The 24,727-nt window shown below is 69.6% G+C and carries 22 protein-coding genes and 2 tRNA genes; 13 read left to right on the top strand and 11 right to left on the bottom strand.

What is annotated here, in order from left to right:
• Positions 1-18: 18 nt before the first annotated feature.
• The gene (locus tag H9Y04_RS27655; RefSeq protein ID WP_187816756.1) at positions 19-1,026 is read left to right on the top strand and encodes a rod shape-determining protein; all 1,008 of its coding nucleotides are present in this window, start codon (positions 19-21) and stop codon (positions 1,024-1,026) included.
• A gap of 44 nt (positions 1,027-1,070) precedes the next feature.
• Here H9Y04_RS27655 and H9Y04_RS27660 read toward each other — a convergent pair whose 3' ends face one another.
• A complete protein-coding gene (locus H9Y04_RS27660; RefSeq protein ID WP_187816757.1) occupies positions 1,071-2,237 on the bottom strand; it encodes a sensor histidine kinase in 1,167 nt (388 codons plus the stop codon).
• Between the two features lie 192 nt (positions 2,238-2,429).
• On the opposite strand from H9Y04_RS27660, the gene H9Y04_RS27665 reads away from it, so the two are divergent.
• From H9Y04_RS27665 to H9Y04_RS27685, 5 genes are all read left to right on the top strand, one after another.
• Positions 2,430-3,020: a vitamin K epoxide reductase family protein gene (locus H9Y04_RS27665; RefSeq protein WP_187816758.1), complete on the top strand. Its 591-nt coding sequence runs from the start codon at positions 2,430-2,432 to the stop codon at positions 3,018-3,020.
• Positions 3,021-3,127: 107 nt separating this feature from the next.
• A complete protein-coding gene (locus H9Y04_RS27670) occupies positions 3,128-3,715 on the top strand; it encodes a hypothetical protein (protein ID WP_187816759.1) in 588 nt (195 codons plus the stop codon).
• A gap of 9 nt (positions 3,716-3,724) precedes the next feature.
• The gene (locus tag H9Y04_RS27675) at positions 3,725-4,426 is read left to right on the top strand and encodes a response regulator transcription factor (protein WP_187816760.1); all 702 of its coding nucleotides are present in this window, start codon (positions 3,725-3,727) and stop codon (positions 4,424-4,426) included.
• Between the two features lie 263 nt (positions 4,427-4,689).
• Positions 4,690-5,733, top strand: coding sequence for a glycosyltransferase family 2 protein (locus H9Y04_RS27680; protein WP_187816761.1), 1,044 nt, complete (start codon positions 4,690-4,692; stop codon positions 5,731-5,733).
• A gap of 51 nt (positions 5,734-5,784) precedes the next feature.
• On the top strand, positions 5,785-5,949 hold the full coding sequence (locus H9Y04_RS27685; RefSeq protein WP_187816762.1) for a hypothetical protein: 165 nt from the start codon (positions 5,785-5,787) through the stop codon (positions 5,947-5,949).
• A gap of 79 nt (positions 5,950-6,028) precedes the next feature.
• Here the strand turns inward: H9Y04_RS27685 and H9Y04_RS27690 are convergent, their stop codons facing one another.
• Entirely contained in the window at positions 6,029-8,656 is a 2,628-nt protein-coding gene (locus H9Y04_RS27690) for a valine--tRNA ligase (RefSeq protein ID WP_187816763.1), read from the bottom strand.
• Positions 8,657-8,795: 139 nt separating this feature from the next.
• Between H9Y04_RS27690 and H9Y04_RS27695 the strand changes: the two genes are divergently transcribed.
• Both H9Y04_RS27695 and H9Y04_RS27700 read left to right on the top strand, forming a co-directional pair.
• Positions 8,796-9,773: a single stranded DNA-binding domain-containing protein gene (locus H9Y04_RS27695; protein ID WP_187816764.1), complete on the top strand. Its 978-nt coding sequence runs from the start codon at positions 8,796-8,798 to the stop codon at positions 9,771-9,773.
• 114 nt (positions 9,774-9,887) lie between these two features.
• Positions 9,888-10,895: a hypothetical protein gene (locus H9Y04_RS27700; RefSeq protein WP_187816765.1), complete on the top strand. Its 1,008-nt coding sequence runs from the start codon at positions 9,888-9,890 to the stop codon at positions 10,893-10,895.
• Between the two features lie 108 nt (positions 10,896-11,003).
• Here H9Y04_RS27700 and clpX read toward each other — a convergent pair whose 3' ends face one another.
• The 5 genes from clpX to H9Y04_RS27725 all read right to left on the bottom strand — a co-directional run bounded on the left by clpX (position 11,004) and on the right by H9Y04_RS27725 (position 15,971).
• Positions 11,004-12,287 carry an ATP-dependent Clp protease ATP-binding subunit ClpX gene (gene clpX, locus H9Y04_RS27705; RefSeq protein ID WP_187816766.1) on the bottom strand — a complete coding sequence of 428 codons (1,284 nt, stop codon included), beginning with the start codon at positions 12,285-12,287 and terminating at the stop codon, positions 11,004-11,006.
• Between the two features lie 255 nt (positions 12,288-12,542).
• Positions 12,543-13,220 carry an ATP-dependent Clp protease proteolytic subunit gene (locus tag H9Y04_RS27710; RefSeq protein WP_187816767.1) on the bottom strand — a complete coding sequence of 226 codons (678 nt, stop codon included), beginning with the start codon at positions 13,218-13,220 and terminating at the stop codon, positions 12,543-12,545.
• 47 nt (positions 13,221-13,267) lie between these two features.
• Positions 13,268-13,873 (bottom strand): ATP-dependent Clp protease proteolytic subunit, encoded by a 606-nt coding sequence (locus H9Y04_RS27715; protein ID WP_187816810.1) that lies wholly within the window; start codon positions 13,871-13,873, stop codon positions 13,268-13,270.
• 279 nt (positions 13,874-14,152) lie between these two features.
• Entirely contained in the window at positions 14,153-15,541 is a 1,389-nt protein-coding gene (gene tig, locus H9Y04_RS27720; protein ID WP_187816768.1) for a trigger factor, read from the bottom strand.
• A gap of 353 nt (positions 15,542-15,894) precedes the next feature.
• Positions 15,895-15,971, bottom strand: a tRNA-Pro gene (locus tag H9Y04_RS27725).
• Positions 15,972-16,147: 176 nt separating this feature from the next.
• Between H9Y04_RS27725 and H9Y04_RS27730 the strand changes: the two genes are divergently transcribed.
• Positions 16,148-16,218 (top strand) — tRNA-Gly (locus tag H9Y04_RS27730).
• A gap of 55 nt (positions 16,219-16,273) precedes the next feature.
• On the opposite strand, the gene H9Y04_RS27735 is transcribed toward H9Y04_RS27730, so the two are convergent.
• Entirely contained in the window at positions 16,274-16,942 is a 669-nt protein-coding gene (locus H9Y04_RS27735; protein ID WP_187816769.1) for a hypothetical protein, read from the bottom strand.
• 90 nt (positions 16,943-17,032) lie between these two features.
• Between H9Y04_RS27735 and H9Y04_RS27740 the strand changes: the two genes are divergently transcribed.
• The 3 genes from H9Y04_RS27740 to H9Y04_RS27745 all read left to right on the top strand — a co-directional run bounded on the left by H9Y04_RS27740 (position 17,033) and on the right by H9Y04_RS27745 (position 19,239).
• Positions 17,033-17,467, top strand: coding sequence for a hypothetical protein (locus H9Y04_RS27740; protein ID WP_187816770.1), 435 nt, complete (start codon positions 17,033-17,035; stop codon positions 17,465-17,467).
• 132 nt (positions 17,468-17,599) lie between these two features.
• Positions 17,600-17,797 (top strand): DUF7660 family protein, encoded by a 198-nt coding sequence (locus H9Y04_RS48690; protein ID WP_438818154.1) that lies wholly within the window; start codon positions 17,600-17,602, stop codon positions 17,795-17,797.
• Between the two features lie 134 nt (positions 17,798-17,931).
• Positions 17,932-19,239: a M48 family metallopeptidase gene (locus H9Y04_RS27745; protein WP_308801127.1), complete on the top strand. Its 1,308-nt coding sequence runs from the start codon at positions 17,932-17,934 to the stop codon at positions 19,237-19,239.
• Positions 19,240-19,353: 114 nt separating this feature from the next.
• Here H9Y04_RS27745 and H9Y04_RS27750 read toward each other — a convergent pair whose 3' ends face one another.
• Positions 19,354-21,624, bottom strand: a complete 2,271-nt coding sequence (locus H9Y04_RS27750; protein WP_187816772.1) for a serine/threonine-protein kinase — start codon at positions 21,622-21,624, stop codon at positions 19,354-19,356.
• Between the two features lie 35 nt (positions 21,625-21,659).
• Positions 21,660-21,854 carry a hypothetical protein gene (locus tag H9Y04_RS27755; protein ID WP_093613165.1) on the bottom strand — a complete coding sequence of 65 codons (195 nt, stop codon included), beginning with the start codon at positions 21,852-21,854 and terminating at the stop codon, positions 21,660-21,662.
• 665 nt (positions 21,855-22,519) lie between these two features.
• On the opposite strand from H9Y04_RS27755, the gene H9Y04_RS27760 reads away from it, so the two are divergent.
• A complete protein-coding gene (locus H9Y04_RS27760; RefSeq protein WP_438818153.1) occupies positions 22,520-23,629 on the top strand; it encodes an acyltransferase family protein in 1,110 nt (369 codons plus the stop codon).
• A gap of 93 nt (positions 23,630-23,722) precedes the next feature.
• On the opposite strand, the gene H9Y04_RS27765 is transcribed toward H9Y04_RS27760, so the two are convergent.
• Positions 23,723-24,529, bottom strand: coding sequence for an endonuclease I family protein (locus tag H9Y04_RS27765; protein WP_187816811.1), 807 nt, complete (start codon positions 24,527-24,529; stop codon positions 23,723-23,725).
• Positions 24,530-24,727: the final 198 nt, after the last annotated feature.

Consider the following 24,727-nt stretch of genomic DNA (forward strand, 5'->3'; position numbering starts at 1 on the left):
CCGGCAGACTTGCGGATCATGGACATAGGGATCGATCTCGGCACCGCGAACACCCTGCTCTACGCCCGTGGCCAGGGCATCGTGCTCAACGAACCGTCCGTCGTGGCCGTCAAGGAGGGCGTCCGCGGAGCGCTCGCCGTCGGCACGGAGGCCAAGGAGACCATCGGCCGCACCCCCGGCTCCATCACCGCGATCCGCCCGCTCAAGGACGGTGTGATCAGCGATTACGAGGCTGCCGAGGAGATGATCCGGGCCTTCGTCCGCCGGGCCGTCCCGGGACGGCGTCCCCGTACGCGCATGGTCGTGTGCGTGCCCAGCGGGGTGACGCCCGTGGAGCGGCGGGCCATCGTGCACGCCGCGCAGCGGGCGGGTGCGCGGCAGGTGCATCTGATCGAGGAGCCGATGGCGGCGGCGATCGGCGCGGGTCTGCCGGTCTCGGAGCCGCGCGGCTCGATGGTGGTGGACATCGGCGGCGGTACGGCCGAGGTCGCGGTGATCTCGCTCGGCGGGATCGTCACCGCGCAGTCGCTGCGGGTCGGCGGCGACCGCTTCGACGTGGCGATCACCGATTTCGTCCGCAAGGAGCATGCGCTCCTGATCGGTGAGCGCACCGCTGAGGACATCAAGGTGGCGATCGGGTCGGCGGGGCCCGTACCGGGTGAGGACGCGTTCGAGATGCGGACGTTCACGGTGCGGGGGCGCGAGAAGGTGGGCGGGCTGCCGAAGACGGTCGACCTGACCGTGAAGGAGATCCGTTCGGCGCTCGACGAGCCGGTCCAGGCGATCATCGAGGCCGTGAAGGCCACGCTCGAGGAGTGCCCGCCGGAGCTGTCCGGAGATGTGATGGGGCACGGGATCGTGCTGACGGGCGGGGGTGCGCTGCTGCCGGGGCTGGATCTGCGGATGTCCGCGGCCACCGGGATTCCGGTGTCGGTCGCGGAGAATCCGCTGGATTCGGTGGCGATGGGCTGCGGCCAGTGTGTGGAGGACTTCGACTCGCTGTCGCGGTTGATGTCGGCGGCATAGGTCCGCGCGGGTGCGGCTGAATGGGCGGGGTGCGGCCCGGTGGGTCAGAGCCCCCGCCCCGCCGGAAGCTCCGCCACCACCTCGTACACCCCGTCCCTGGGGCCCGCCGCAAAGGTGCCGCCGACGCTGCGGACGCGTTCGGCCATTCCGGCCGTGCCGGTGCCCGTGCTGACCGGGGCGCGTGTGGGCTCCACGGCCGGAAGGGGGTTGGTGACCTCCACGCGGGCGATGCCGGTCGCCACCGTTATGCGGACCTGGACCTTCTCGCCCGGCGCGTGTTTCGCCGCGTTGGTCAGGCACTCCTGCGCGACCCGGTAGACCGCGGCCTGGCGCAGCGGCGAGAGGCGCTCGGCCACCTCGTCGATGTCCAACAGGACCGGCGTACCGGCCCGTTCGCTCTGCTCCGCCAGGGCGGGCAGGGCGTCCAGGCCGGGGGTGGGTGTGCTGTCCTTGGCCCGCTGGACGATGATCTCGTTGAGCAGGGTGTGGGCCCGGCGGGCGGTGTCGCCCAGATCCTCGAACTGCCCGGCGTACGCCTCGTCCCCTGCGGTACGCGCCCTGCGGGCCAGCACATCGGAGCGCACGCAGAGCAGCGTCAGCTCGCGCCCGACGAAGTCGTGGACATCGCCCGCGACCTCGCTGCGCTCCGCGTGCACCGCCTGAAGGACCGCCGTCTCGGCCCGCTGCGTCTGCAGGGCCCGTACGAGATCCTGCCGGTTGGCGGCGATCCCGACCCCGGCCGCGAGCACACCGATCGGCACGACCAGGCTGAGGAAGTCCCCGACGGTGTCACCGCGGTGCGCGGGCCAGCCCGGCAGCTGGAAGAAGACGAAGGCCGCGACCACATAGAGCACGACACCGGCCACGCCCGCGCGCCGGCCCCGGTAGCGCCCGAGCGAGTAGAGCGCGAACTGCGCGAGCGTGAGCTCGTGCAGCCAGCCGAGCAGGAACAGCGCCACGGCATACGGCACCCACGGCGCCGTACGGCGAAGGAGCAGCGTCGCCGAACCGGCCGCGAGCACGACCGTGGCGGCCCAGCCGTTGAGCGAGTTGTCGGCGGCGGCCAGGCCCGGAATGTCCAGGGACATCAGCGCGAAGGCGCCGAGCGCGGTCAGCAGATCCAGGATGTGCGGATGGGCAGCCCAGCTCTCCACGCGGCGGCGGCCCGCGGCCGTCAACCGGCGGTACGCGTGCGCTGCCCGGTCATGCATCCCTCCATCATCAGGGGTCTTTAGGCCCGGTTTGACGGACCTAGTGCCCTATTTACGTGATTTACGGCACTCTGCTCGGAGGGATACGGCAGCCGACGCGCACCGCTTCGGCCGAAAGTACGGCCGCGACCGGGGACTCGTCAGGACCACTGGTCCTACAGCCGGACCCGGTGCGCCAGGGACGCTGGAGCCATGAGCACCCCCACCGCCCCCGTCCCGGCGAGCCGCGCCCTGAGCACGCTCATCGTGGTGGCCGGCGCCCTCGGCACGCTGGCGTCCGCGATGCTCACGTACGACCGGATCGAGACGCTGGCGAACCCGGCGTTCGTGCCGGCCTGCTCCCTCAACTCCGTGCTCAGCTGCACGGACGTGATGGACACCTGGCAGGGCAATCTGCTCGGTTTCCCCAACATGCTGCTCGGCATCCCCGCCTTCGCCGTCCTCCTCGGCCTCGGCCTCGCCCTCCTCGGCGGCGCCGCGCTCCCCCGCCGGCTCTGGCTCGGCCTGCAGGCGGGCGTGACGGCCGCGTTCGGCTTCGTCGTCTGGCTGATCACCCAGTGCCTGTACGTGATCGGTGCGCTCTGCCCCTGGTGCATGCTCGCGTGGGCGGTCGTCCTGCCCCTCTTCTGGTACGTCACCACGCATTGCGTGCGGACCGGCATCCTGCCCGCACCCGCCGGTTTGGCACGGTCCCTCGCGGCGAACTCGTGGGCCGGGCCCGTCGTCCTGTACGGCACCGTCCTGGTGCTGGTGCTGACCCGTTTCGGCGACCGGCTGTTCTGATCTCCGGCGCGGTTCAGACGATCGCACCGGCTCGGGAGGTGCAATCAGCGCATGTGGTACGCCCAGAACCCCGGCCGACGTAGAACCCCGGCCGACGTACGCGGCAGATGATCGGCGACGGCGCCGTTCTCCTGTGGATCCTGTTGTGGGCCGCACTGGCCCTCCTCGCCTACCGGCTCGTCCAGCTGCTCTCCGGTCCCGCCGACGACGTGGAGACCGCGGGCCGGCGCTTCAGCGACGGGCTCACCAACGCGGGCGAGACCGCGTCGAGGGTGCCGTTCGTGGGCGGCAAGCTCGACCAGGCGCTGACCAACGTCGCGGGCGCGGGCGACAAGCTCGCACAAGCGGGTGACAACGGAGGGACCGCGGTGGACGCGCTGGCAGCGGCCGGTTCGATCGCCCTGTTCGTGCTGCCCGTCGGCCTGATCCTCGCGCTCTGGCTGCCGCGCCGCCTTCGCTGGTCGCGGCAGGCCGAGGCCGCGCAGGAACTGGCGGCCTCGGACGACGGCCGCGAACTGCTCGCCCTGCGCTCGCTCCTGCGCCCCCTCGACGAGGTCTCCGCCCTCGCCCGCACCGCCGACCTGCCCGACGCGACGCCCGGCGCCCTCGCCGAGGGCTGGCGCGGCGGCGACCCGCACACCCTTGACGTCCTGGCGGAGGCCGAGCTGGAACGCCTCGGGCTGCGGACGGCGTAGCCGACGTCCATGGCCGGTCCCCCACGTCCTCCGCTGGTGCTCATCGCCGTGCCCGAGGAAACCCGCGAGGCCGTGGGCCGGCTGTTCACCGGCCACTCCATCGACACCCTCTCCGTGGCCGACGGGCGCTCCGCCCTGCGCGCCCTGTACCGCTACCGCCCCGACGCCTTGGTGCTCAGCCTGCGCCTGCCGGGGCTGAGCCCTTGGCGGGTGCTCGACCGCGTACGGGACATGAGCGATCTGCCGGTCCTGGCCGTGAGCGTGACGTACGACGCCGACGACGCGGTCCGTGCGCTGCAGGCGGGCGCCGACGACTACCTCACGCCCTGCCTGCCGGAACAGGTCCTCATCCCCCTGGTCCAGGCGCGGCTGCGGCGCGGACGGTACACGCCGGCGCCCGCCGAACTGATCGAGGACGGCTGGCTCACGGTCGATCTCGCCGCGCGCGAGGCCGTCGCCGACGGGCACTTCCTGGGGCTCTCCGCCCTCGAGTTCGACCTGCTCAAGGCCTTCGCCCAGAACCCCGGCCAGGCGCTCACCCGCGAAGTCCTGCTCGACCTCGTCTGGCAGCAGCCGGAGGCCGACACCGACCGGGTCAAGTACGCGGTGCACCGGCTGCGCGTCAAGATCGCGCGGGCCACCGGACAGCCGCCGCCGATCCACGCGGTGCGCTCGGTCGGCTATCGGTACAAGACGCCCGGGTCCGCGTAGCCCCGGGCTTCGCACCCGCGTCCCGGGGCTTCGCGTCTGCGTCCTGGGGCTTGCGCCTGCCCCGGGTCTTTGTGCCTGCCCCCCTCGGGCCCTTGTTCCCGCCCGACCAGGCCTTTCCGCCTGCCCATCCGGGCCCTCGTACCCGCCACGCGGCACTTTCGCGGCCTCCGCCACCAAGCAGCAACCGAGCCGCACTCGGCCCGCAACCGGCAAATGCCACGCTCCCGGTCGTTATCGGTCAAAAGGACGAGAGGAGGTCGGTCATGCAGCTGGTCGCCCTGATACCGGCGCACAACGAGCAGGAGTCCATCGCCGCCGCACTCGCCGGCCTCTACCGCCAGCAGCGCCGCCCCGACCGCATCGTGGTCGTCGCCGACAACTGCTCGGACGCCACCGAGCAGATCGCCGAGGCCTGGGGCGCCGAGGTCTTCGTGACCTCGGACAACAGCGCCAAGAAGGCCGGCGCGCTCAACCAGGCCCTTGCCGGCCTGCTGCCCGCCCTCTCCGATGACGACGCGGTGCTCGTCACCGACGCCGACTGCTCCCTCGACCCCGAGTTCCTCGCCGTGGCGCTCGACCACGTCGGCCAGGGATACGGCGGAGTCGGCGGCGTCTTCCGCGGCGACGAGGGCGGCGGTTTCGTCGGCCATCTGCAGCGCAACGAGTACGCCCGCTACGCCCGCGACGTGGCCCGCCTGAACGGCAAGTGCCTGGTCCTGACCGGCACGGCCGCCGTCTTCAAGGTCTCCGTACTGCGCGAGATATCGGCCGCGCGCCTGGCCGGCCGGCTCCCCGCCGGCGACGGGCGGGGCGGCGTGTACGACACCACGGTCCTCACCGAGGACAACGAACTCACCTTCGCCATCAAGCACTTGGGCTACGAGGTGATATCCCCCGCGGCCTGCACCCTGGTCACGGAGGTCATGCCGAGCTGGCGCGACCTGTGGAACCAGCGGCTGCGCTGGAAGCGGGGCGCGGTCGAGAACTGCTTCCAGTACGGACTCACCCGGGTCACCTGGCGCTACTGGGGCCGCCAACTTCTCACGTTCGCCGGAGTGTTGGTGACCTTCGCCTATCTCGGCACGATCGTCTGGGCGCTGACCAACGGCGGGATGCACGTACAGCCGTTCTGGCTGGCGATCACCGGCATCTTCGTCGTCGAGCGCGTGGTGACCGTACGGCTGCGCGGCTGGCGGCAGATGCTCGTCGCCGCGTCGATGTACGAGCTCGTCCTCGACTTCTTCCTCCAGGCCTGCCACGGCAAGGCGTATGCGGACGCCCTGCTGCAGCGCCGGCGCGCCTGGTGAATGTGCTGAATCCGCTGACCCGCTTCCCTTCTCTCTCCTAGGAGTTCATCCGTGTACAACAACGTCACCTCGGCCGCGGCCACCGGCACCGCCGCATCCGGCGGCGCGCTCGCCGCGACCGGCGCCTCGGTCCTCTGGCTCGTCCTGGGCGCCTTCGCCCTGGTGGCGGTCGGCACGGCCATCGCCCGCATCGTGCCGCGCGGCGGACAGAAGTAGCGCGGCCACAAGCAGCCCGGCGTACGCGAAGGCCCCGGAACCCTGACGGGTTCCGGGGCCTTCGTCGTCGTATCGGAAACTACGCGGCGGGCAGCCTGTCCAGCTGGCCCTTGATGCGCTCGATGTCGGCCTCGGCCTTGGCGAGACGGCCCCGGATCTTGTCGACCACCTGGTCGGGGGCCTTGGCCAGGAACGCCTCGTTGCCGAGCTTGCCGTTCGCCGCCGCGACCTCCTTCTCGGCCGCCGCGAGGTCCTTGGCCAGACGCTTGCGCTCGGCCTCGACATCGATCGTGCCCGACAGGTCGAGCGCGACCGTGGCGCCCGCGACCGGCAGCGTGGCGGTGGCGCTGAAGCCCTCGCCCTCCGGCTGCAGACGCAGGAGCTGGCGGATGGCCGGCTCGTGCGCGTCCAGGCCGGTGCCCGTCAGGTCCAGGCGCGCCGGGACCTTCTGGCCGGGCTGCAGACCCTGGTCCGTACGGAAGCGGCGGACCTCGGTGATCAGCGACTGGACCGTCTCGATCTCCTTCTCGGCGTCCGCGTCACGGAAACCGGAGTCCTTCGGCCACTCGGCGATCACGAGGGACTCGCCACCCGTCAGCGTCGTCCACAGCGTCTCCGTCACGAACGGGACGACCGGGTGCAGCAACTTCAGGGTGACGTCGAGGACTTCACCGAGAACGCGCTTGGTGTCCTCGGCCTCCTGGCCACCGGCCATGAAGGTCGTCTTCGTCAGCTCGACGTACCAGTCGAAGACCTCGTCCCACGCGAAGTGGTACAGCGCCTCGCTGAGCTTGGCGAACTGGTAGTCGTCGTAGAGCCCGTCGACCTCGGCCACGACCTCGTTGAGGCGCGAGAGAATCCAGCGGTTCGTCGCCGACAGGCGCTCGGCGGGCGGGAGTTCACCCTCGACCGTGGCGCCGTTCATCAGCGCGAAGCGCGTGGCGTTCCAGATCTTGTTCGCGAAGTTGCGCGAGGCCTGGACCCAGTCCTCGCCGATCGGGACGTCGACGCCGGGGTTGGCGCCGCGCGCCAGCGTGAACCGCAGCGCGTCGGAGCCGTACTTGTCCATCCAGTCCAGCGGATTGACGACGTTGCCGAACGACTTCGACATTTTCTTGCCGTTCTCGTCACGGACCATGCCGTGGAAGGCAATCGTGCGGAACGGGACCTCGCCGTCCATCGCGTACAGGCCGAACATCATCATCCGGGCGACCCAGAAGAACATCAGGTCGTAGCCGGTGACCAGGACCGAGTTCGGATAGAACTTCGCCAGGTCGTCGGTCTGCTCGGGCCAGCCCATCGTGGAGAACGGCCACAGGCCGGAGGAGAACCAGGTGTCGAGGACGTCGGTGTCCTGCGTCCAGCCCTCGCCGCTCGGCGGCTGCTCGTCCGGGCCGACGCACACAGTCTCGCCGTTCGGACCGTGCCAGACCGGGATGCGGTGGCCCCACCACAGCTGGCGCGAGATGCACCAGTCGTTGAGGTTGTCGACCCAGTCGAAGTAGCGCTGCGTCAGGTCGGCGGGGTGGATGTTGACCCGGCCGTCGCGGACCGCGTCACCGGCCGCCTTGGCGAGCGGCTCGACCTTGACCCACCACTGCATCGAAAGACGCGGCTCCAGCGTCGTCTTGCAGCGTGAGCAGTGCCCGACGGAGTGGACGTAGGGGCGCTTCTCGGCGACGATCCGGCCCTCGGCGCGCAGCGCGGCGACGATCGCCGAGCGCGCCTCGAACCGGTCGAGGCCCTCGAAGGGACCGTGCGCGGTGATGATGCCGCGCTCGTCCAGCACCTCGATCGACTCCAGGTTGTGGCGCTGGCCGATGGCGAAGTCGTTCGGGTCGTGCGCAGGCGTCACCTTGACGGCGCCGGTGCCGAACTCCGGGTCGACGTGGGTGTCCGCGACGACCGGGATGGAGCGGTCGGTCAGCGGCAGCTTGATCTGCTTGCCGATGAGGTGCGCATAGCGCTCGTCGTCCGGGTGGACGGCGACCGCGGTGTCACCCAGCATCGTCTCGGCGCGGGTGGTGGCGACGACGATGGTCTCGTCACCCTCGCCGTACGTCATGGAGACGAGCTCGCCGTCGTCGTCCTGGTAGTCGACCTCGATGTCCGAGATGGCCGTCAGACAGCGCGGGCACCAGTTGATGATGCGCTCGGCGCGGTAGATCAGGCCGTCGTCGTACATCTTCTTGAAGACGGTCTGGACGGCACGGGAGAGGCCCTCGTCCATGGTGAACCGGTCGCGGTCCCAGGCGACGCCGTTGCCGAGACGTCGCATCTGACCTGCGATCTGGCCGCCGGACTCTTCCTTCCACTGCCAGACCCGCTCGACGAAAGCCTCACGGCCCAGGTCGTGCCGCGACTTGCCCTCCTTGGCCAGCTCACGCTCGACGACGTTCTGCGTCGCGATGCCCGCGTGGTCCATGCCCGGCTGCCACAGCGTCTCGTAGCCCTGCATACGCTTGCGGCGGGTGAGCGCGTCGATCAGCGTGTGCTCGAAGGCATGGCCCAGGTGGAGCGAGCCCGTGACGTTCGGCGGCGGGATGACGATCGTGTACGGGGTCTTCTCGCTCTTGGCGTCGGCGGTGAAGTAACCGCGCTCTACCCAGCGCTCGTACAGCTTCCCCTCTACCTCGGCCGGCGCGTACGTCTTCGGCAGTTCGGGCTCGGGGATGCTGGCGTGCTGCTGCTGAGTGTTCTCGGTCACGACGCACAGTTTAGAGGTGTCACAGGCCCGTACCGAAACCGGAATTCTCGGTAACGGTGTGACCCCCGCCGCCCCGCTCGGCGTGCGCTTCCGCCAGGATGTTCGGAACGCATAAGCATCTGGAGGGGGAACCCACCGCATGAGTCACCAGCAGCCGGGTCCGTACGGCGGCCAGCCGCAGCAGCCCGGTCCGTACGGTCAGCAGGGTGGTTACCCGCAGCAGCCGCAGCAGCAGCCTTACGGGCAGCCCCAGCCGCAGCCCGGTTACGGCTACCCGCAGGCCGCGCCGGGCCAGCCCGCGTACGGCCAGCAGGCCGGGGGTTACGGCCAGCCGCAGGCCGGAGGCTATGGCCAGCCGCAGCAGCCCGGGCCCTACGGCCAGCAGCCGCAGGTGCCCTACGGGCAGGCACCTTACGGGCAGGTCCCGCCGCCTCCGCCGGTGGGCGGGGGCAACGGCAAGAAGGTCGGGATCATCGCCGGTACGGTCGTCGCGCTCGCGGCGATAGGCGCCGGTGTGTGGTATTTCGCGGGCGGCGGAAGCTCGGGGGTCGCGGACGACGGGCCGCACAAGCTCACGACACCGGAGACGGTGCTCGGCGAGTACAAGAAGGGCGAAAGCGGCGGCGGCGAGATGACCGAGTCGGACATGGAAGACGCCAAGAAGTGGGGGGTGAACAACCCCAAGGACGTGAGCGCCGGTTATCAGTCGGGCGACAAGAGCAACCCGCTCGCCGGCAAGCTCATCCAGTTCGGCGGCGTCTACGGCGAGATCGAGGACCCCGAGAAGGTACTCGACAAGCTCATGGCCGAGATGGAGAAGGGCCAGAAGGAGAGCAGCGACGAGGAGGGCAAGGTCGAGCTCAAGGGCGACCCGGCCTCGTACGAGCGTGACGGCGCACTCTTCAAGTGCCAGGAAGCGAAGATGACCAACCCGGAGCCCAAGGCCGGTGAGCCGGGCGAGGTCAACATGACGTACTGCGCCTGGGCGGACAAGAGCACGATCGGCTACGTGCTGCCGATGGACATGGCGAAGATGATCACGGGGGCGAGCACGTCGAAGGACGAGGCGATGGACATCACCGCGAAGTTCCGCAAGGAAGTCCGCGTCAAGCTCTGACGCGCATCTCGTCACGCACCACCCACGGGGCCTCCGCCGGCATGGTTCGCCAAGACCCCGCTCAGGTCAGGGTGCTGGCATACAAGCCGCCATCAGCATGGAGGAATTCAGATCATGAGCTACAACCAGCCCGGACCGTACGGCGGTCAGCAGCCCCAGGGGCCTTACGGCCAGCAGCCCGGTCAGCCTCAGCAGCCGGGTCCGTACGGGCAGCAGCCGCAGCAGCCTTATGGGCAGCCGCAGCAGCAGCCCGGGTACGGCTACCCGCAGACGGCGCCGGGCCAGCCGGGGGCCGGCTACCCGCAGACCGCGCCGGGCCAGGCCCCGTACGGTCAGCAGCCCTACGGCCAGGACCAGTACGGCCAGCAGCCCTACGGCGCACCTCAGCCCCCGCAGGGCGGTGGCGGCGGCAAGAAGGCGGCCATGATCATCGGCGCCGTGGTGCTCGTGGCGGCGGTCGGCGTCGGCGGTTTCTTCGCGTTCAAGGGCGATGACGACAACGGCGGTTCGGGCGGCGGCAGTTCGAACGTCGGGACCGAGGGCAAGCTCAAGGACGACGGGCCGCACCAGGTCTCCGCTCCCGAGCAGGTGCTCGGCGACTACAAGCAGCTGCAGCTCATCCCCGGCGCGCCCAAGCCGCAGCCGGCCGAGCCCACCATCGGTATGCCGAAGCTGGTCGCCGAGAGCTCCAAGATGGAGAACCCGCAGGCGTTGACGGTCGTCTACGCCAACCGCTCGATGGAAGAGCTCCAGGACAAGTCCAAGGTCGTCGGCTCGAAGGCCATGACCTTCGTCGGGATGCACGGCAAGCTGGCCGACCCGAAGCAGGCGCTCGACGACATCTTCGCGGACCTGAAGAAGGACAAGTCGCAGGGTCTGACGATGATCGGCTCGCCGAAGTCGGTCGCGCCGAACAGCCTCGAGGGCGCGCTGATGAAGTGCCAGGAGGCCGAGGCGAAGAACCCGGGCACGGGCAACATCGACCGCCAGTACATCTGCATCTGGGCCGACTACTCGACCATCGGCGTGGGCATCCCGGCCAAGGACGGCAAGGGCACCCCGCTGGACTACTCGGCGAACCTGACCGCGGACCTGCGTGGGGACGTCCGCGTCAAGGGCTGATCCACCGAAGCGGGCTGATCCGCCCGAGCGGCACACAGAAGGGCGCGCGGCCAACTCACTGGCCGGGCGCCCTTCTTGTACGGATGCGCTGCGGAGTTCCCGTACGGGCTACGCGCTCTTCTCGTGCCGTCCGTCCGTCTTGGGGACGATGCGCGGGACGAGGGTCGGGTTGACGTTGGAGTGGACCACGTCGGCGGTGATGACCACGCGGGCGACGTCCTTGCGGGACGGCACCTCGTACATCACCGACTGCAGGACCTCTTCCATGATGGCGCGCAGTCCGCGGGCGCCGGTCTGGCGCAGAATCGCCTGGTCGGCGATGGCCTCCAGGGCCTCGCGCTCGAAGTCCAGCTCCACGCCGTCGAGTTCGAAGAGGCGCTGGTACTGCTTGACCAGCGCATTGCGCGGCTCGACGAGGATCTGGAGCAGCGCCTCGCGGTCGAGATTGTGCACGCTCGTGATGACGGGCAGGCGGCCGATGAACTCGGGGATCATGCCGAACTTCACCAGGTCCTCGGGCATGACGTCCTCGAACTGGTCCATCTCCTCCAGCTCGCGCTTGGAGCGGATGGTGGCGCCGAAGCCGATGCCCTTGGCGCCCGCGCGCCCCTCGATGATCTTCTCCAGACCGGCGAACGCGCCGCCCACGATGAACAGCACATTCGTGGTGTCGATCTGGATGAACTCCTGGTGGGGGTGCTTGCGTCCGCCCTGCGGCGGGACGCTTGCCGTGGTCCCCTCAAGGATCTTCAACAGGGCCTGCTGTACGCCTTCGCCGGAGACATCGCGGGTGATCGACGGGTTCTCGCTCTTACGGGCGACCTTGTCGATCTCGTCGATGTAGATGATCCCGGTCTCGGCCTTCTTGACGTCGTAGTCGGCGGCCTGGATCAGCTTCAGGAGGATGTTCTCGACGTCCTCGCCGACATAGCCGGCCTCGGTCAGCGCCGTGGCGTCCGCGATGGCGAACGGCACGTTCAGCATCCGGGCGAGCGTCTGCGCGAGCAGCGTCTTGCCGGAGCCGGTGGGGCCGAGCAGGAGGATGTTGGACTTCGCCAACTCGATGGCGTCCTCGCGTCCTTGAGAACCGGCCTCGCCGGCCTGGACGCGCTTGTAGTGGTTGTAGACCGCGACGGAGAGGGCCTTCTTGGCCGACTCCTGGCCGACCACGTAACCCTCGAGGAACTCGTAGATCTCGCGGGGCTTGGGAAGCTCTTCCCAGCGCACCTCGCTCGTCTCGGCGAGCTCTTCCTCGATGATCTCGTTACACAGGTCGATGCACTCGTCGCAGATGTACACACCGGGTCCTGCGATGAGCTTCTTGACCTGCTTCTGACTCTTTCCGCAGAAAGAACACTTGAGCAGATCGCCGCCGTCACCGATGCGTGCCACGAGGTGCTTCCCCTTCGCCTGGGAGTCGCTCCTGCGAGCGGCTCCTGGTGCCTCATATCCGACGGTACCTTGCCGGGCCCCCCGTTCGGGCCCCCCTTGGCGCGGTTCGCTCTGAGCGTGCACGCCGCACATCGCGGCATATCAGCCACGGCGTGCGGCGTGCGCGGGCGCCTAGGGAGCGCAAGTAACGCTGTCGTCAGGTCCTGAGGTCCGGGCCGCGCCCGGACCTCAGGAGCCGTACGAGCCCGTACGGGCTCAGGAAAGCGACGAGTTGTTCAGCTTACGGGTCGACACGATCTGGTCGACGAGGCCGTACGCGAGCGCGTCCTCGGCGGTCAGGATCTTGTCGCGCTCGATGTCCTCGCGGATCTTCTCGATCGGCGTCGAGGAGTGCTTGGCCAGCATCTCCTCGAGCTGCGCGCGCATCCGCAGGATCTCGTTGGCGGCGATCTCCAGGTCGGAGACCTGGCCGCGGCCCGTCTCCGAGTACGGCTGGTGGATCAGGACGCGGGCGTTCGGCAGCGCCATGCGCTTGCCCGGCGTACCGGCGGCGAGCAGGACCGCGGCGGCGGAGGCCGCCTGGCCCATGCAGACCGTCTGGATGTCGGGCTTCACGAACTGCATCGTGTCGTAGATGGCCGTGAGCGCCGTGAAGGAGCCGCCGGGGCTGTTGATGTAGATCGAGATGTCGCGGTCCGGGTCCATCGACTCCAGGCACAGGAGCTGCGCCATGACGTCGTTGGCGGAGGCGTCGTCGATCTGCACGCCGAGGAAGATCACGCGCTCTTCGAAGAGCTTCGCGTACGGGTCGTACTCGCGCACGCCCTGCGAGGTGCGCTCGACGAAGCGCGGGATCACGTAGCGCGACTCGGCGCGCGGGCCCTGGTATTCGGCCTGCGCGCGGGCGAGACCGCTGCCGGGGAAGTCGTTCACTGGGTTCTCCTGAAGTGAGCTGGGGGTCGGCTGCGCGGGACTGAGGCTCAGGCCCCGGTGCCGCCACCGCCCGGCATACCGGCGGCCGTGGGCATGATGTCGTCGATGAGGCCGTACTCCTTGGCCTCCTGCGGGTCGAACCAGCGGTCGCGGTCCGAGTCGCGGGTGACCTGCTCCACGCTCTGGCCGGTGTGGAAGGCCGTCAGCTCGGCCATCTTCTTCTTGGTGAGCAGCAGCCGCTCGGCGTGGATCTTGATGTCCGACGCGGAACCCGCCAGGCCCGCGGAGGGCTGGTGGATCAGGATCTCGGCGTTCGGCAGCGCGAAGCGCTTGCCGGGGGTGCCCGCGCTCAGCAGGAACTGGCCCATCGAGGCGGCCATGCCCATGGCGATCGTCACCACGTCGTTCTTGATGTACTGCATGGTGTCGTAGATCGCCATGCCCGCGGTGATCGAGCCACCGGGGCTGTTGATGTAGAGGTAGATGTCCTTGTCCGGGTCGGAGGCAAGGAGCAGCAGCTGTGCAGTGATCTTGTTGGCGATGTCGTCGTCGACCGGCTGGCCGAGGAAGATGATCCGCTCGTTGAGCAGCCGGTTGTAGACCTGGTCGCCGAGGCCGCCACCGATGGAAGGCTCGCCGGCGGCGGAGGGCATCAGATTCGTCACGTATCCACCTGCTCGTCTTACGACGGCGCCGGGCCGTCTCACGTCTTCTGCTGGGGCCTGGGGCCCTGTGTCGCCTGCCGGTCTCGGCGGCTCCGGGGACTCCCCTGCCCTCGTCTTCATGGACCCTAACGCGCGGGCCGTCGCGGGGAATCCCGGTAGGGGAACTGTTCGCTGTGAGCGCAGGTCGTGCGGTCCGGGAATGCGAAGGGCCCCCGGACGCGGCATGCGTCCGGGGGCCCTTCGTACGAGCTGGGTTCAGGCGGAGGCTCAGGCCTCGGCCTTCTCCTCGGCAGCCTCGTCGGCGGCGGCCTCGACCGTCTCGCCGGCCTCGGCGGCCTCGTCCTCGTCGTCGCTCAGGTCGACGATCTCACCGTTGGTGTCCTTGACCGTGGCGGCCTCGACGACGACCGCGAGGGCCTTGCCGCGGGCGACCTCGCCGACCAGCATCGGGACCTGGCCGCCCTCGACGACGGCCTGGGCGAACTGGTCGGGGGACATGCCGGAGGAGGCGGCGCGGCGCATGAGGTGCTCGGTGAGCTCCTCCTGGCTGACGTTCAGCTTCTCCTTGTTGACGAGCTCGTCGAGGACGAACTGCGTCTTGATGCCCTTGACCGCCTGCTCCTTGGTCTCGGCGTCGAACTCCTCGACCGTCTTGCCCTGGATCTGGAGGTACTGCTCCAGGTTCAGGCCCATCTGGCCGAGCTGGTGGTGCTCGAGGTTGTGCTTGCGGGTGTTGACCTCGTCCTCGAGCAGCTTCTCGGGAACGGGGACCTCGACCAGCTCGAGCAGCTTCTCCAGGACGCGCTCCTGGGCCTGCGTGGCCTGGTCGTACTCCTTCATGTTCGCGAGGCGCTTGCGGCTGTCCGCCTTGAGCTCGTCCAGCGTGTCGAACTCGGAGGCGAGCTGCGCGAAGTCGTCGTCCAGCTCCGGCAGTTCGCGCGCGGCGACCTGCGAGACCTTGACGGTGACTTCGGCGTCCTTGCCCTCGGCCGAGCCGCCCTTGAGCTGCGAGGTGAAGGTGGCCTCGCCGCCGGCCTCGAGACCGGTGACGGCCTCGTCGATGCCGTCGAGGAGCTCACCGGAACCGATGGTGTACGAGACGTCGCTGGCGACGCCGTCCTCGAGGACCTCGCCGTCCACCTTGGCCTCGAGGTCGATCGTCACGACATCGCCCTCGGCGGCAGCGCGCTCGACCGGGGAGGTCGAGGCGAAGCGCTCACGGAGCTGCTCGACGGACTTGTCGACGTCCTCGTCGGTGACCTCGATGGCGTCGACCTCGACCTCGATGCCGGAGTAGTCCGGGATCTCGATCTCGGGGCGGACGTCCACCTCGGCGGTGAAGTTGAGGGTCTCGTTGTCCTTCAGCTCGGTGATGTCCACCTCGGGCTGGCCCAGGACGTTGAGCTCGGCCTCGTTCACGGCCTGCGTGTAGAACTTCGGCAGCGCGTCGTTGACGGCCTCTTCGAGGACCGCTCCGCGGCCGAACCGCTGGTCGATGACGCGCGCAGGGATCTTGCCCTTACGGAAGCCCTTCACCGTGACCTGCTGGTTGATCTTCTTGTACGCCGCGTCGAGGCTGTCCTTGAGCTCCTCGAAGGGCACCTCGACAGTGAGCCGAACCCGGGTCGGGTTCAGGGTCTCCACGGCGCTCTTCACGGTTCGGTCTCCTTGTGGCTGACTGCTTTGGTTTCTGCTGAGCCAGACAGCTGCAGCGGATGCGCGTTAGCCGGGACCGCTTCGTGGTGGGTTTCACGGGATGGCACACGGGCGCGCAGCTTGCATAGTAACCGCAGCGGGTACCCGCCCCAAAAGGCGATCTTGCAGGAAGCCCGGGGAGTGGGTGCCGGGTGCCTCGGGCGTGGGTGCCGGATGCTCGGAGACCGGGGGCCGGACGGCTGGAGACCCGGGGTCGGACGGCTGGAGACCGGGAGTCGGACGCCCGGAGGCGGGTGCCGAGGGGCCGGACCGTGCCGGTGCCGGGCCGGTGGCTGTGCTGGTGGCTGTGCTGGTGGTCGGGGTGGCGGGATTTGAACCCACGGCCTTCCGCTCCCAAAGCGGACGCGCTACCAAGCTGCGCCACACCCCGTCGGTGCGACACGTAGGGTACATGCCCGCAGGTCCCCGGGCCGCCGCATTTACGGGGCCGGACCCGCAGGCGGGCCGCCGCCGCTCATATGGGGTGTGCACCCTGCTGCACGGACCCGCTACGATGCATGTGCGCCGCGGCCGCCACCACCTGGTGGTTCCTGCGGTGCGAGCGTTGCGGGCGTAGCTCAATGGTAGAGCCCTAGTCTTCCAAACTAGCTACGCGGGTTCGATTCCCGTCGCCCGCTCTGTGTTGGCGAAGGCCCAGGTCAGAGGATGTTTTCTCGGCCTGGGCCTTCGTCGTCAGGTCATCTCGTCGCCGACTCCGTAGAGGCCCCACTGGTCGAGGCCGGAGTAGATCCACGCGGTGCGTCCTCTGGGGAAGGACAGGCAGCGGGCTTCTCCTGTGCAGAGCGCGACCAGCGAGTCGGTGCTCCGCCACCACGTGTCGGACAGGCCTCGCACCTCCCGCACCGGCTCCATGGCGTCGAGGTCGAGGCGGTTGACGTCATCGCCCGTGAGCCTCGTGATCCGCTCGGCGCACGCAGCCGCATGGTGTGACAGCGCGAGCGCCTCGATCCATCCTTCGACGGTCGCATGCAACGGCGCCCAGTGGTCGGCGTGGATCCCGAACTCGCCGGTCGGACCGATCCTGAACGCGTAGGGGACGGCCGTTCGTCGCGGGCCCGCGTCGAACCACCAGCCCTCGGATGCCGATCCTCCAGGGGAACGTGCACTCAGGTACTTCGGCCCGCCGTCGTACTGGGCGGCCGGCGGCAGAAGCAGGCCGCCCCAGCGCTCCTGGAAGGACGCCATACGGTCCACTGCATGCGCCGGGATTCCCCGGTCGAGCCATCGCTGCCTGCGCTCCTCGACGGACCGGGTGTCGACCCTGATGCCGTGCACGGCGACGAAGTCGCGGGCCCTGCGCGTCAGCCCGCCGGGAACGCTGTCGATGAGGTCGAGATCCACCTGGCGGACGCTACTCGGGCGGTCCGGTGGGCGGACGACCGGACCAGCTCGGGCCTTGGGCGCTACGGTGCCCGGATGGGGAGCGGCGGGGTGAACGGCTCCGAGCTGACGGCCGAGGACTATGCAGCTGTGCTCGGCGCGATGCAGAGCCTGTCCGCGACATACGGTGCACGAACGCTGAACGAAGCGCTGAGCCAATGGCGCCTGACGGTCATCGACCTCGAAGAAGGCTTCGACACCGAGTGGATCTGGGAGTACCACAACGAGCTCGTCTGCCGGGACTGGCTCCATGCGGCCTGGCCCCTGCTGACGCCGCGCGTACGCGAGGTGCGCCAGGCGGAGCTTGACGAATGGGACCGCCGGTTCGTCGCGGCCACCTTGCCCAGGCGGAAGGCCGATGGCTTGCCGGCCGGGATGGACGGCCGGTGGTGGCACGACCGGTATCCGCGCCGGATCACGGGCGAGCGGGGGCATGACCTGCCGCCGGGCTGGTCCCCGGCGCCGGTCCATGCCGACGACGACTGAGCACGGCCTGCCGGACGCCGGCCTTCGCGGACTCAACTGCCCGCCGCCGCAAGGGCGCTGTACGGTGCGCGGCATGGACGCCCTTCTCAAGGCCGATGACCGGGTACCGGACCGGGAAGCCAGGCCGCCTTCCTGAAGCGGCTGCGCGAGGACCACTCCCGTCGCGGAGCCGAGTGGGAGAACCGGACGCTGGACCGCTTCCTGGAGGCGCTCGCGGCGTGGGTCGAGGATTCGCCCGGCTGGTACGCGAACTTCGGCCAGGAGATGCCCCCGCAGGGCGACTGGACGCTGTTCGCCCGGGCGCTCAGCGTCGCTCGCGTCTACGAGTAGGGCGTGACCTCGCCCGCCCGATGGATCGGCGTCGTACCCGTGGCCCCGTGGATCTTGTCAGGGGTGGGGCGGGAGTGGTGCACTCCGAGTCTTCGTGTGAGGGCTTCTGGGGAGGGGTCGCGATGGAGGGTGGGGTGCGTGCTGCCGCAGAGGATGTTCAGGCGTGTCCGGAGTGCGGGGCCGGGATCAAGGGCGACAACAGGTACGTCGTGTGGTGTGCGGCCTGCGACTGGAATGTCGATCCGGAGCCGCCGGACGAGGACGGGGACCGGCTGGACAGGGCACGACGTGTGCTCGCGCGGCGCCACGGGGAGAGGCTTCTGGCCGAGGTGACGGCCGGCGGCGAGCTGCGCGCCCATCGTGATGTCTCCTCGGTGCTCGCCTTCGGCATCGCGCTCGCCGTGCACGGCGTCACCTTGGGCCTCGCCTGCGGCGGGGTCTGGTTTCTGGTGCGGGGATGGAGCGGCTCGGGCATCGGATACGGGCTGATCGGACTGATCCTGCTCCTGCTGGCATGGTCGCTCAGACCTCGGGCCGGTCGACTGCCCGACGACGACCCGGTACTTCACCGGCAGGACGCACCCGAGCTCTATGCGCTGATCGACGAGGTGGCCCGTGTGGTGGGGACCCGCACAGTCGACGAGGTCAGGTTCGACGCGGAGGTCAACGCGGGCGTCCTGTCCTACGGCGTGCGCGGGCGCAGGGTGTTGACGCTGGGACTCCCCCTGTGGGAGACCCTCACGCCGCAGCAGCAGATCGCCCTGCTCGGGCACGAGCTCGGCCACTACGGCAACGGCGACACCCGGCGCACCCTGGTGGTGTGGACGGCGCACAGAACGCTGACCGACTGGCTCTACCACTTCTCCCCGTCGGACGGCCCGGCTCCGGGCCCGCCGTCCGCGGACGAGATAGTCGCCAACGTCTTCTATGCGGTGCCCCGGGTGCTGACCCGCTGCGTGCTGTCGCTGTTCGACCATCTGACGCTGCGGGCCAGTCAGCGGGCCGAGTATCTGGCCGACCGTGCGGCGGCCCGGGCGGGTTCCACCGAGGCGGCCGTGTCCTTGATGGAGCACTTCTTCGTCGCGGACACCGCCACCGTCGTTCTGCGACGGGAGGGTGCCCAGGCCGCGTTCACGGGAGGACGCCGCGCGCCGGGCAACGAGAACCGGGCGGAGGGCGTCTGGGACCGGCTCAGGGCACACATGGCGTCCGTCCCCGCGCACGAATACGAGCGGCAGCGGAGGGTCGGCGTCCGGCGCCGGCACAGCGTCGACTCGACGCACCCGCCGACCGACCTCAGGCGCCAGAGCCTGCTGGCCGGCCCGTCCGTGCCTGCCGCCGTCGTGGCGGACGACGCTCGGCAGGGACGCATCGCCGCCGAACTCGCGGGCGCCCGCGCCGAGGTGGCCCGCCGCATCATCCGGGACGGGCTCGACGACTAGAGGGTCTCTTTTGGATCTTGTCGGCCACGGAAGCGCCGCCTTCGACGGCCGCGCCCCCGGCAAGATCCGAAAGAGAGCCCCAGGGCCTCCGTACGCGGTGCTGCGTGGCGGTGATCAACCGGGTGTCTTCGGGGAGGCCGTCGCCGGAGGGGACGGCCGCGGAGGCGGTGAGGCCTTGTCCAGGGGTGCGTGCGGGTCGGTGAGGGCGACGCTGAAGACCGACTGGCTGCCGTACGGAACGTAGAGCGCGTCGCCGAGGACCGCGGGGCGTGGGCCCACGCTGGTGGTGGGGGGGCCGGAGTCGCCGGGAGCGCTGCGGGTCCAGTCCAGGGTTCCGTCGCCGCGGTGGAGCGCCGAGACGCGGCCGCCCGGTGAGGCCACGATGACGTGTGTGTCGGTGGTCTCGGCCGGGCCGGGCAGGTCGAGGCCCGTGTCGCCCCGCCACAGGCGGCGGCCGGTGGCGGGGTCGATGGCGTCGACTCTGCCGTTGGCGTACGAGAAGTACAGCCCCCGGCTGGTCAGTTGGGGCGTGGAGTCGCCGGGCTGCGGCACGGAGAGCGGGATGGAGCGGACAGCGGGCTCGGCCGGGCCACTGGTGGAATCGCCCGCGGCCGGGCCACTGGTGGAATCTCCCGCCGCGTCGGGAGCGCCGGGTTCGACCGCGAGCAGGCGGGTGTAGTCGGCGGCGTCCGCGGGGCCGACCGCGAGCACCGCGCGGCCCCGGTGTCCGCCCAGCCACAGGACGGTGTCGCCGCCGAGGTCGGCCCAGGTGGGGCGGCCCGTCCGCGGGTCGAGGCTGCCGATGCGGGTGCGGCTGTAGTCGGCCGTCACGCACAGGAGATAAGCGCGGCCGGCGGCGGCCTGGAGTCCGCACTGCTCCTTCGCCGGCGTGGGCGCGGTCCAGAGTGCCTTGCCGGACGCTCCGTCCAGAAGGGTGTACGAGCTGCCGTTCCGGCCCGTGAAGGTGACCACGCCCGAGGGAAGGACGGCCGCGCCGCCCCACTCCGGACCAGGCGCGGGCGCCGGCGCCCGGTCGCCGTGGCCGACGGGGGTCTGCCAGCGGATCCCACCGGTCCCCGGGTCCAGGGACAGGATGCTGTAGCGCGCGCTGGTCGCCGCGTCGTCCCCTGTCCCCTTGCTCTCGTCCGCATTGTTGTAGACGAGGATTCCGCCGCGGCTCTCACCGATCACGGCGCCTTCGCCGAAGTCCTCGTCGTCCGCTGTCGGATCGATCGGGTGGTGCCAGCCGACCGCACCGTCCGCGAGCGCGAAACGCACGGCGGCGTAGTCGGCGCCCGCACAGACCAGGCCGCCCTTGTGGTGCACCGCGCAGCCGTTGAACTGCGCGTCGAGACCCGACGGCGCCGACGCCCGCGACTGCCAGGCCCGGTACCCCGCCGGGAGCTTCGCCTCCTGCCCCTGCGGCTTGTCGTCCGCGTCGAGCAGCGGACGTACGAGGAAGAAGGCCGCCACCAGGGCCACCACCAAGCCGATCACTCCGAGGACGCCCGGCAGGGGCAGTGGTCGTCGGGGTGTGGGCTCGGTGGGCAGCGGGTCCTGGGGCGGTGGCGGCAGCGGGGCGCCGCGAAGGAGCGCGAGGAGTTCGTCGGGGGTGGGGCGTGCCTTCGGGGACTTGTCGAGGCAGCGTTCGACGACGGGGCGTAACTCGCGGGGCACACCCTCCAGTTGGGGTGCGCCTTCGACCACGCGGATCGCCGTCTCGTACGGGTTCTCGCCGTCGAACGGGCCCCGGCCCGTGGCCGCGTACACAAGGACCGAGCCGAGCGAGAAGACATCCGCGGGCGGGCCGACCTCGCGCGGGTCGGCGAGCTGCTCGGGGGACATGTAGGGCGGGGTGCCCATGACCCGGCCGGTGTCGGTGAGCGGCTGGCCGTCGTGGAAGGCGGCCCCGCGCGAGATGCCGAAGTCGATGACGCGCGGACCGTCCTCGGCGAGCATCACGTTGGCGGGCTTGAGGTCGCGGTGGATCACATCGGTGCGGTGCAGTTCGCGCAGCGCCTCGGCGAGGCCGGTGGCGAGTTCGCGCAGCCGGTCGAGCGGCAGCGGGCCGTGGCGGCGGACATGGGTGCCGAGGTTCTCGCCGGGGATGAACAGCGTGGCCATCCATGGCCGGTCCGCATCCGGGTCCGCGTCGACGACCGGCGCCGTGAAGGCGCCGCTGACGCGCCGGGCCGCCGCGAGCTCACGCCGGAAGCGGACGCGGAACTCCTCGTCGTCGGCATAGTGCGTATGCACCACTTTCACGGCGAGCGGCCGGCCGGAGGCTGTGCGCGCACGGTAGACGACGCCCATGCCACCGGAGCCGAGCCGCTCCTCGACGGTATAGCCGCCGATCTCCCGCGGATCGGAATCACGCAGCTCCATACGCCGTGCGCCGCCCCCTCGCCTCCGCCCGCGCGTCAGAACTGGATGTCGTTCAAAGTCCTCGCTATCGAGTCGAGGAAGCGCTGGATGTCGTCGGCCATTCCTGTGGACGCGAGGAAGAAGCCGAAGAGGACCGCGACCACAGCCGGGCCTGCTTTGAGCGATCCCCCGCGGATCAGCACCACAAGGATGATCGCCAACACGAGTACCGCTGAAAGCGAGAAGACCACAACTGATCACACCCTAGGTCGGTCCGCACTACCGCCCGGAGGCCCGCAGCCGCACGCCCCCGCCAGAACCATCGTGCCACCAACAGGCCCTCCGTATGCGGCGGGTGACGCATCGTCGGTGATCGTCGGCCACGGCTCCGGAGCCGCGGATCGCCACCGTACGGGCACAGTACGGACACCTGACCTAATTCCAGGGGCACATGACACACTCAATTCGGCTGGATCGTTGCCCTACGCACGCGATGTGTTCGCAGAGAATTCGAATTGTTGCCGTGGGCACAGCATTTGGGCGCACGGAGCGCGGAGCGTCACGCTCCCCTTCCGTACGGAGATGACGACCTGGGCGGGTAAATGGCAATGAACCGGACATTCCGCCGGAGTCGCCTGCGGCCACTATGACCCGATATAGCGGGACTCAAGGGCCGATAAGGGAGCGAGAGCTGAGTCACTATTTCGTGCACGGATCTCTAAGTCGACTTCCCGGTATGCAGGGCACTCGTCACGCATGGCACTAATCACGTTCGTAATTCACTGGAAGGGTTTTACGAAAACCATCCGCCGCCGCTAGGGTGCCTCAGATGTTCCACGCTGCCACTACCCCCGAAGGCGCAGTGCGGTCACAGCACCGGGCACCGCTCCCGCCGGCCCAGGAAACGGCATCCGGTGTGCCGAGCCCGCGCTCCCCCCAGGACGTCCCCCACCGTCCCGCCGCCCCCACCTCCGGACAGAAGCCCGCCAAACAGCGCGACGCGTTCTTCGACAACGCGAAGTACCTGGCGATCGTGCTGGTCGCGATGGGGCACTCGTGGGAGCCCCTGACGGACGGAAGCCGCACGGCCGAGGCGCTGTACATGGTCGTCTACAGCTTCCACATGCCGGCCTTCATCCTGATCTCCGGCTACTTCTCGCGCAGCTTCGACATGCGCCCCGACCGGCTGCGCCGCCTGGTGACCGGTGTCCTCGTCCCCTTCGTGGTCTTCGAGGTCGCGTACAGCCTCTTCAAGAAGTGGGCGGACGACGACCCGTCGCACCCGATCAGCCTGCTCGACCCCTGGTACCTGACCTGGTTCCTCGTCGCGCTCTTCATCTGGCGGCTGACCACTCCGCTGTGGAAGGCGGTCCGCTGGCCGATCCCGATCGCGCTCGCCATCGGTGCGCTGGCCTCCATCTCGCCCGACATCGGCGACGACCTGGATCTGCAGCGCGTCCTGCAGTTCCTGCCGTTCTTCGTGATCGGTCTCTCGCTCAAGCCCGAGCACTTCCAGCTGGTGCGCCGCCGCGAGGTGCGCATCCTGTCGGTGCCGGTCTTCGCCCTGGCCTTGGTCTTCGCCTACTGGGCCGCTCCGCGCATGACGTCCTCGTGGTTCTACCACCGCGACAGCGCCCAGGAGCTCGGCGCCCCGTGGTGGGCCGGCATCGTGATGACCTTCGCGCTGTTCGCCTGCTCCATGGTCCTCGTGGCCTGCTTCCTCGCCTGGGTGCCCCGGCGCCACATGTGGTTCACGGTGCTCGGCGCGGGAACCCTCTACGGCTATCTGCTGCACGGGTTCCTCACCAAGGGCTCGAGCTTCTGGGGCTGGTACGAGCCCGCGTGGCTGCACAAGCCGCTCGGCGAGATCTTCGTGACGGTGGTCGCGGCCGTGGTGGTCACACTGCTGTGCACGCCGCCGGTGCAGCGGATGTTCCGCTTCGCCATGGAGCCGGACATGAAGTGGGCGTTCAAGCGGGACGCGGCCGAGCTGGCCCGCGAGCGGTCGAAGGCGCAGGCCGGCTGACCTCTCCCCCTGGACTCCGACCGGGCGGTGCCGATGATTCGGCGCCGCCCGGTGGTGTGTCCGGCGGGCGTCGCCACCCGTGCCAGGCACGGGCTACCAGATCGCCTCGACCCATTCCGGGTGGTCGATGAACGGGTTGCGGTTGCCCTGATACGTGCCGTGGATGAGCTCGTTGCGGCGCTCCTCGAAAGCGTCCGGCGGGTCCTGCTCGTTCCAGGCCTTCAGGACCGAGAGCCGTCCGTGCAGCGGGTTGCTGCCGTTGTTCACACGGTCGTTGGGCTCCAGATCGGCCCACGCGTCGTCGCCCTCGTAACGGACGGTCATGTAGAGGATCATGCGGGCCACATCGCCCCTGACGGCGCTGCGCGGCTGGAACGAGTCCGCGTCGACGAGGCTGCCGCCGCTGTTGGTGAAGCTGCTGCCGCCGAGGTCGAAGTCCAGGTTGCCGCGTATGGAGTTGACCTGGACGTCCTCCGGGCGCAGGTGGTGCAGATCGGTGCCGGGGCCGTTGGAGGTGCCGATGCTGCCGTGGGACTGGGCCCAGACGTGCTCACGGTTCCAGTTGCCCACGTTGCCCCCGTTCAGCGACTTGCTGCGGGAGATGCCCGAGTACAGCAGGATCACGTTGCCGCTGTTGTTCGGGTCCTGGTCCGTGACCTTCAGGGCCTCCCATACGGCGGAGTACGAGATGGTCCGCTGGTTCTTGATGATCGTGTGCAGCGAACTCTTCAGCGCCGTACCGGACTTGCCGATCGCGTCCTTGTAGTACGTGGAGTCGTACGCCGTCGTCGTCGCGGCGGCCGGCGAGGCGGTGAGGGCCGGGGTCATCAGGCCGACCAGAACGGCGGCCGTCGCCAGGGCAACGGGCTTCCAGCGGCGGGGTGTTCGCGGTGCCGGCATGTGGGGGTGTGCCATGGGGGTGTCCTATCTACGCGTGTTGAATGAAGGCAGCACGCAGGAGAGTGGCATGCACATGCGGCCGCGTCGAGGGCCCGCGCGTGTCCATCAGGTGTCGGGAAATGGCAAATCAGGCCATGTCTACGCGAGTTGATGAACCTGGTCGGGGGCTCGGTGGGTTCCGGAGGGCGGGCCCCGGAA

Source organism: Streptomyces polyasparticus, assembly GCF_014493765.1.
In the GTDB taxonomy this organism is placed as follows: domain Bacteria; phylum Actinomycetota; class Actinomycetes; order Streptomycetales; family Streptomycetaceae; genus Streptomyces; species Streptomyces polyasparticus.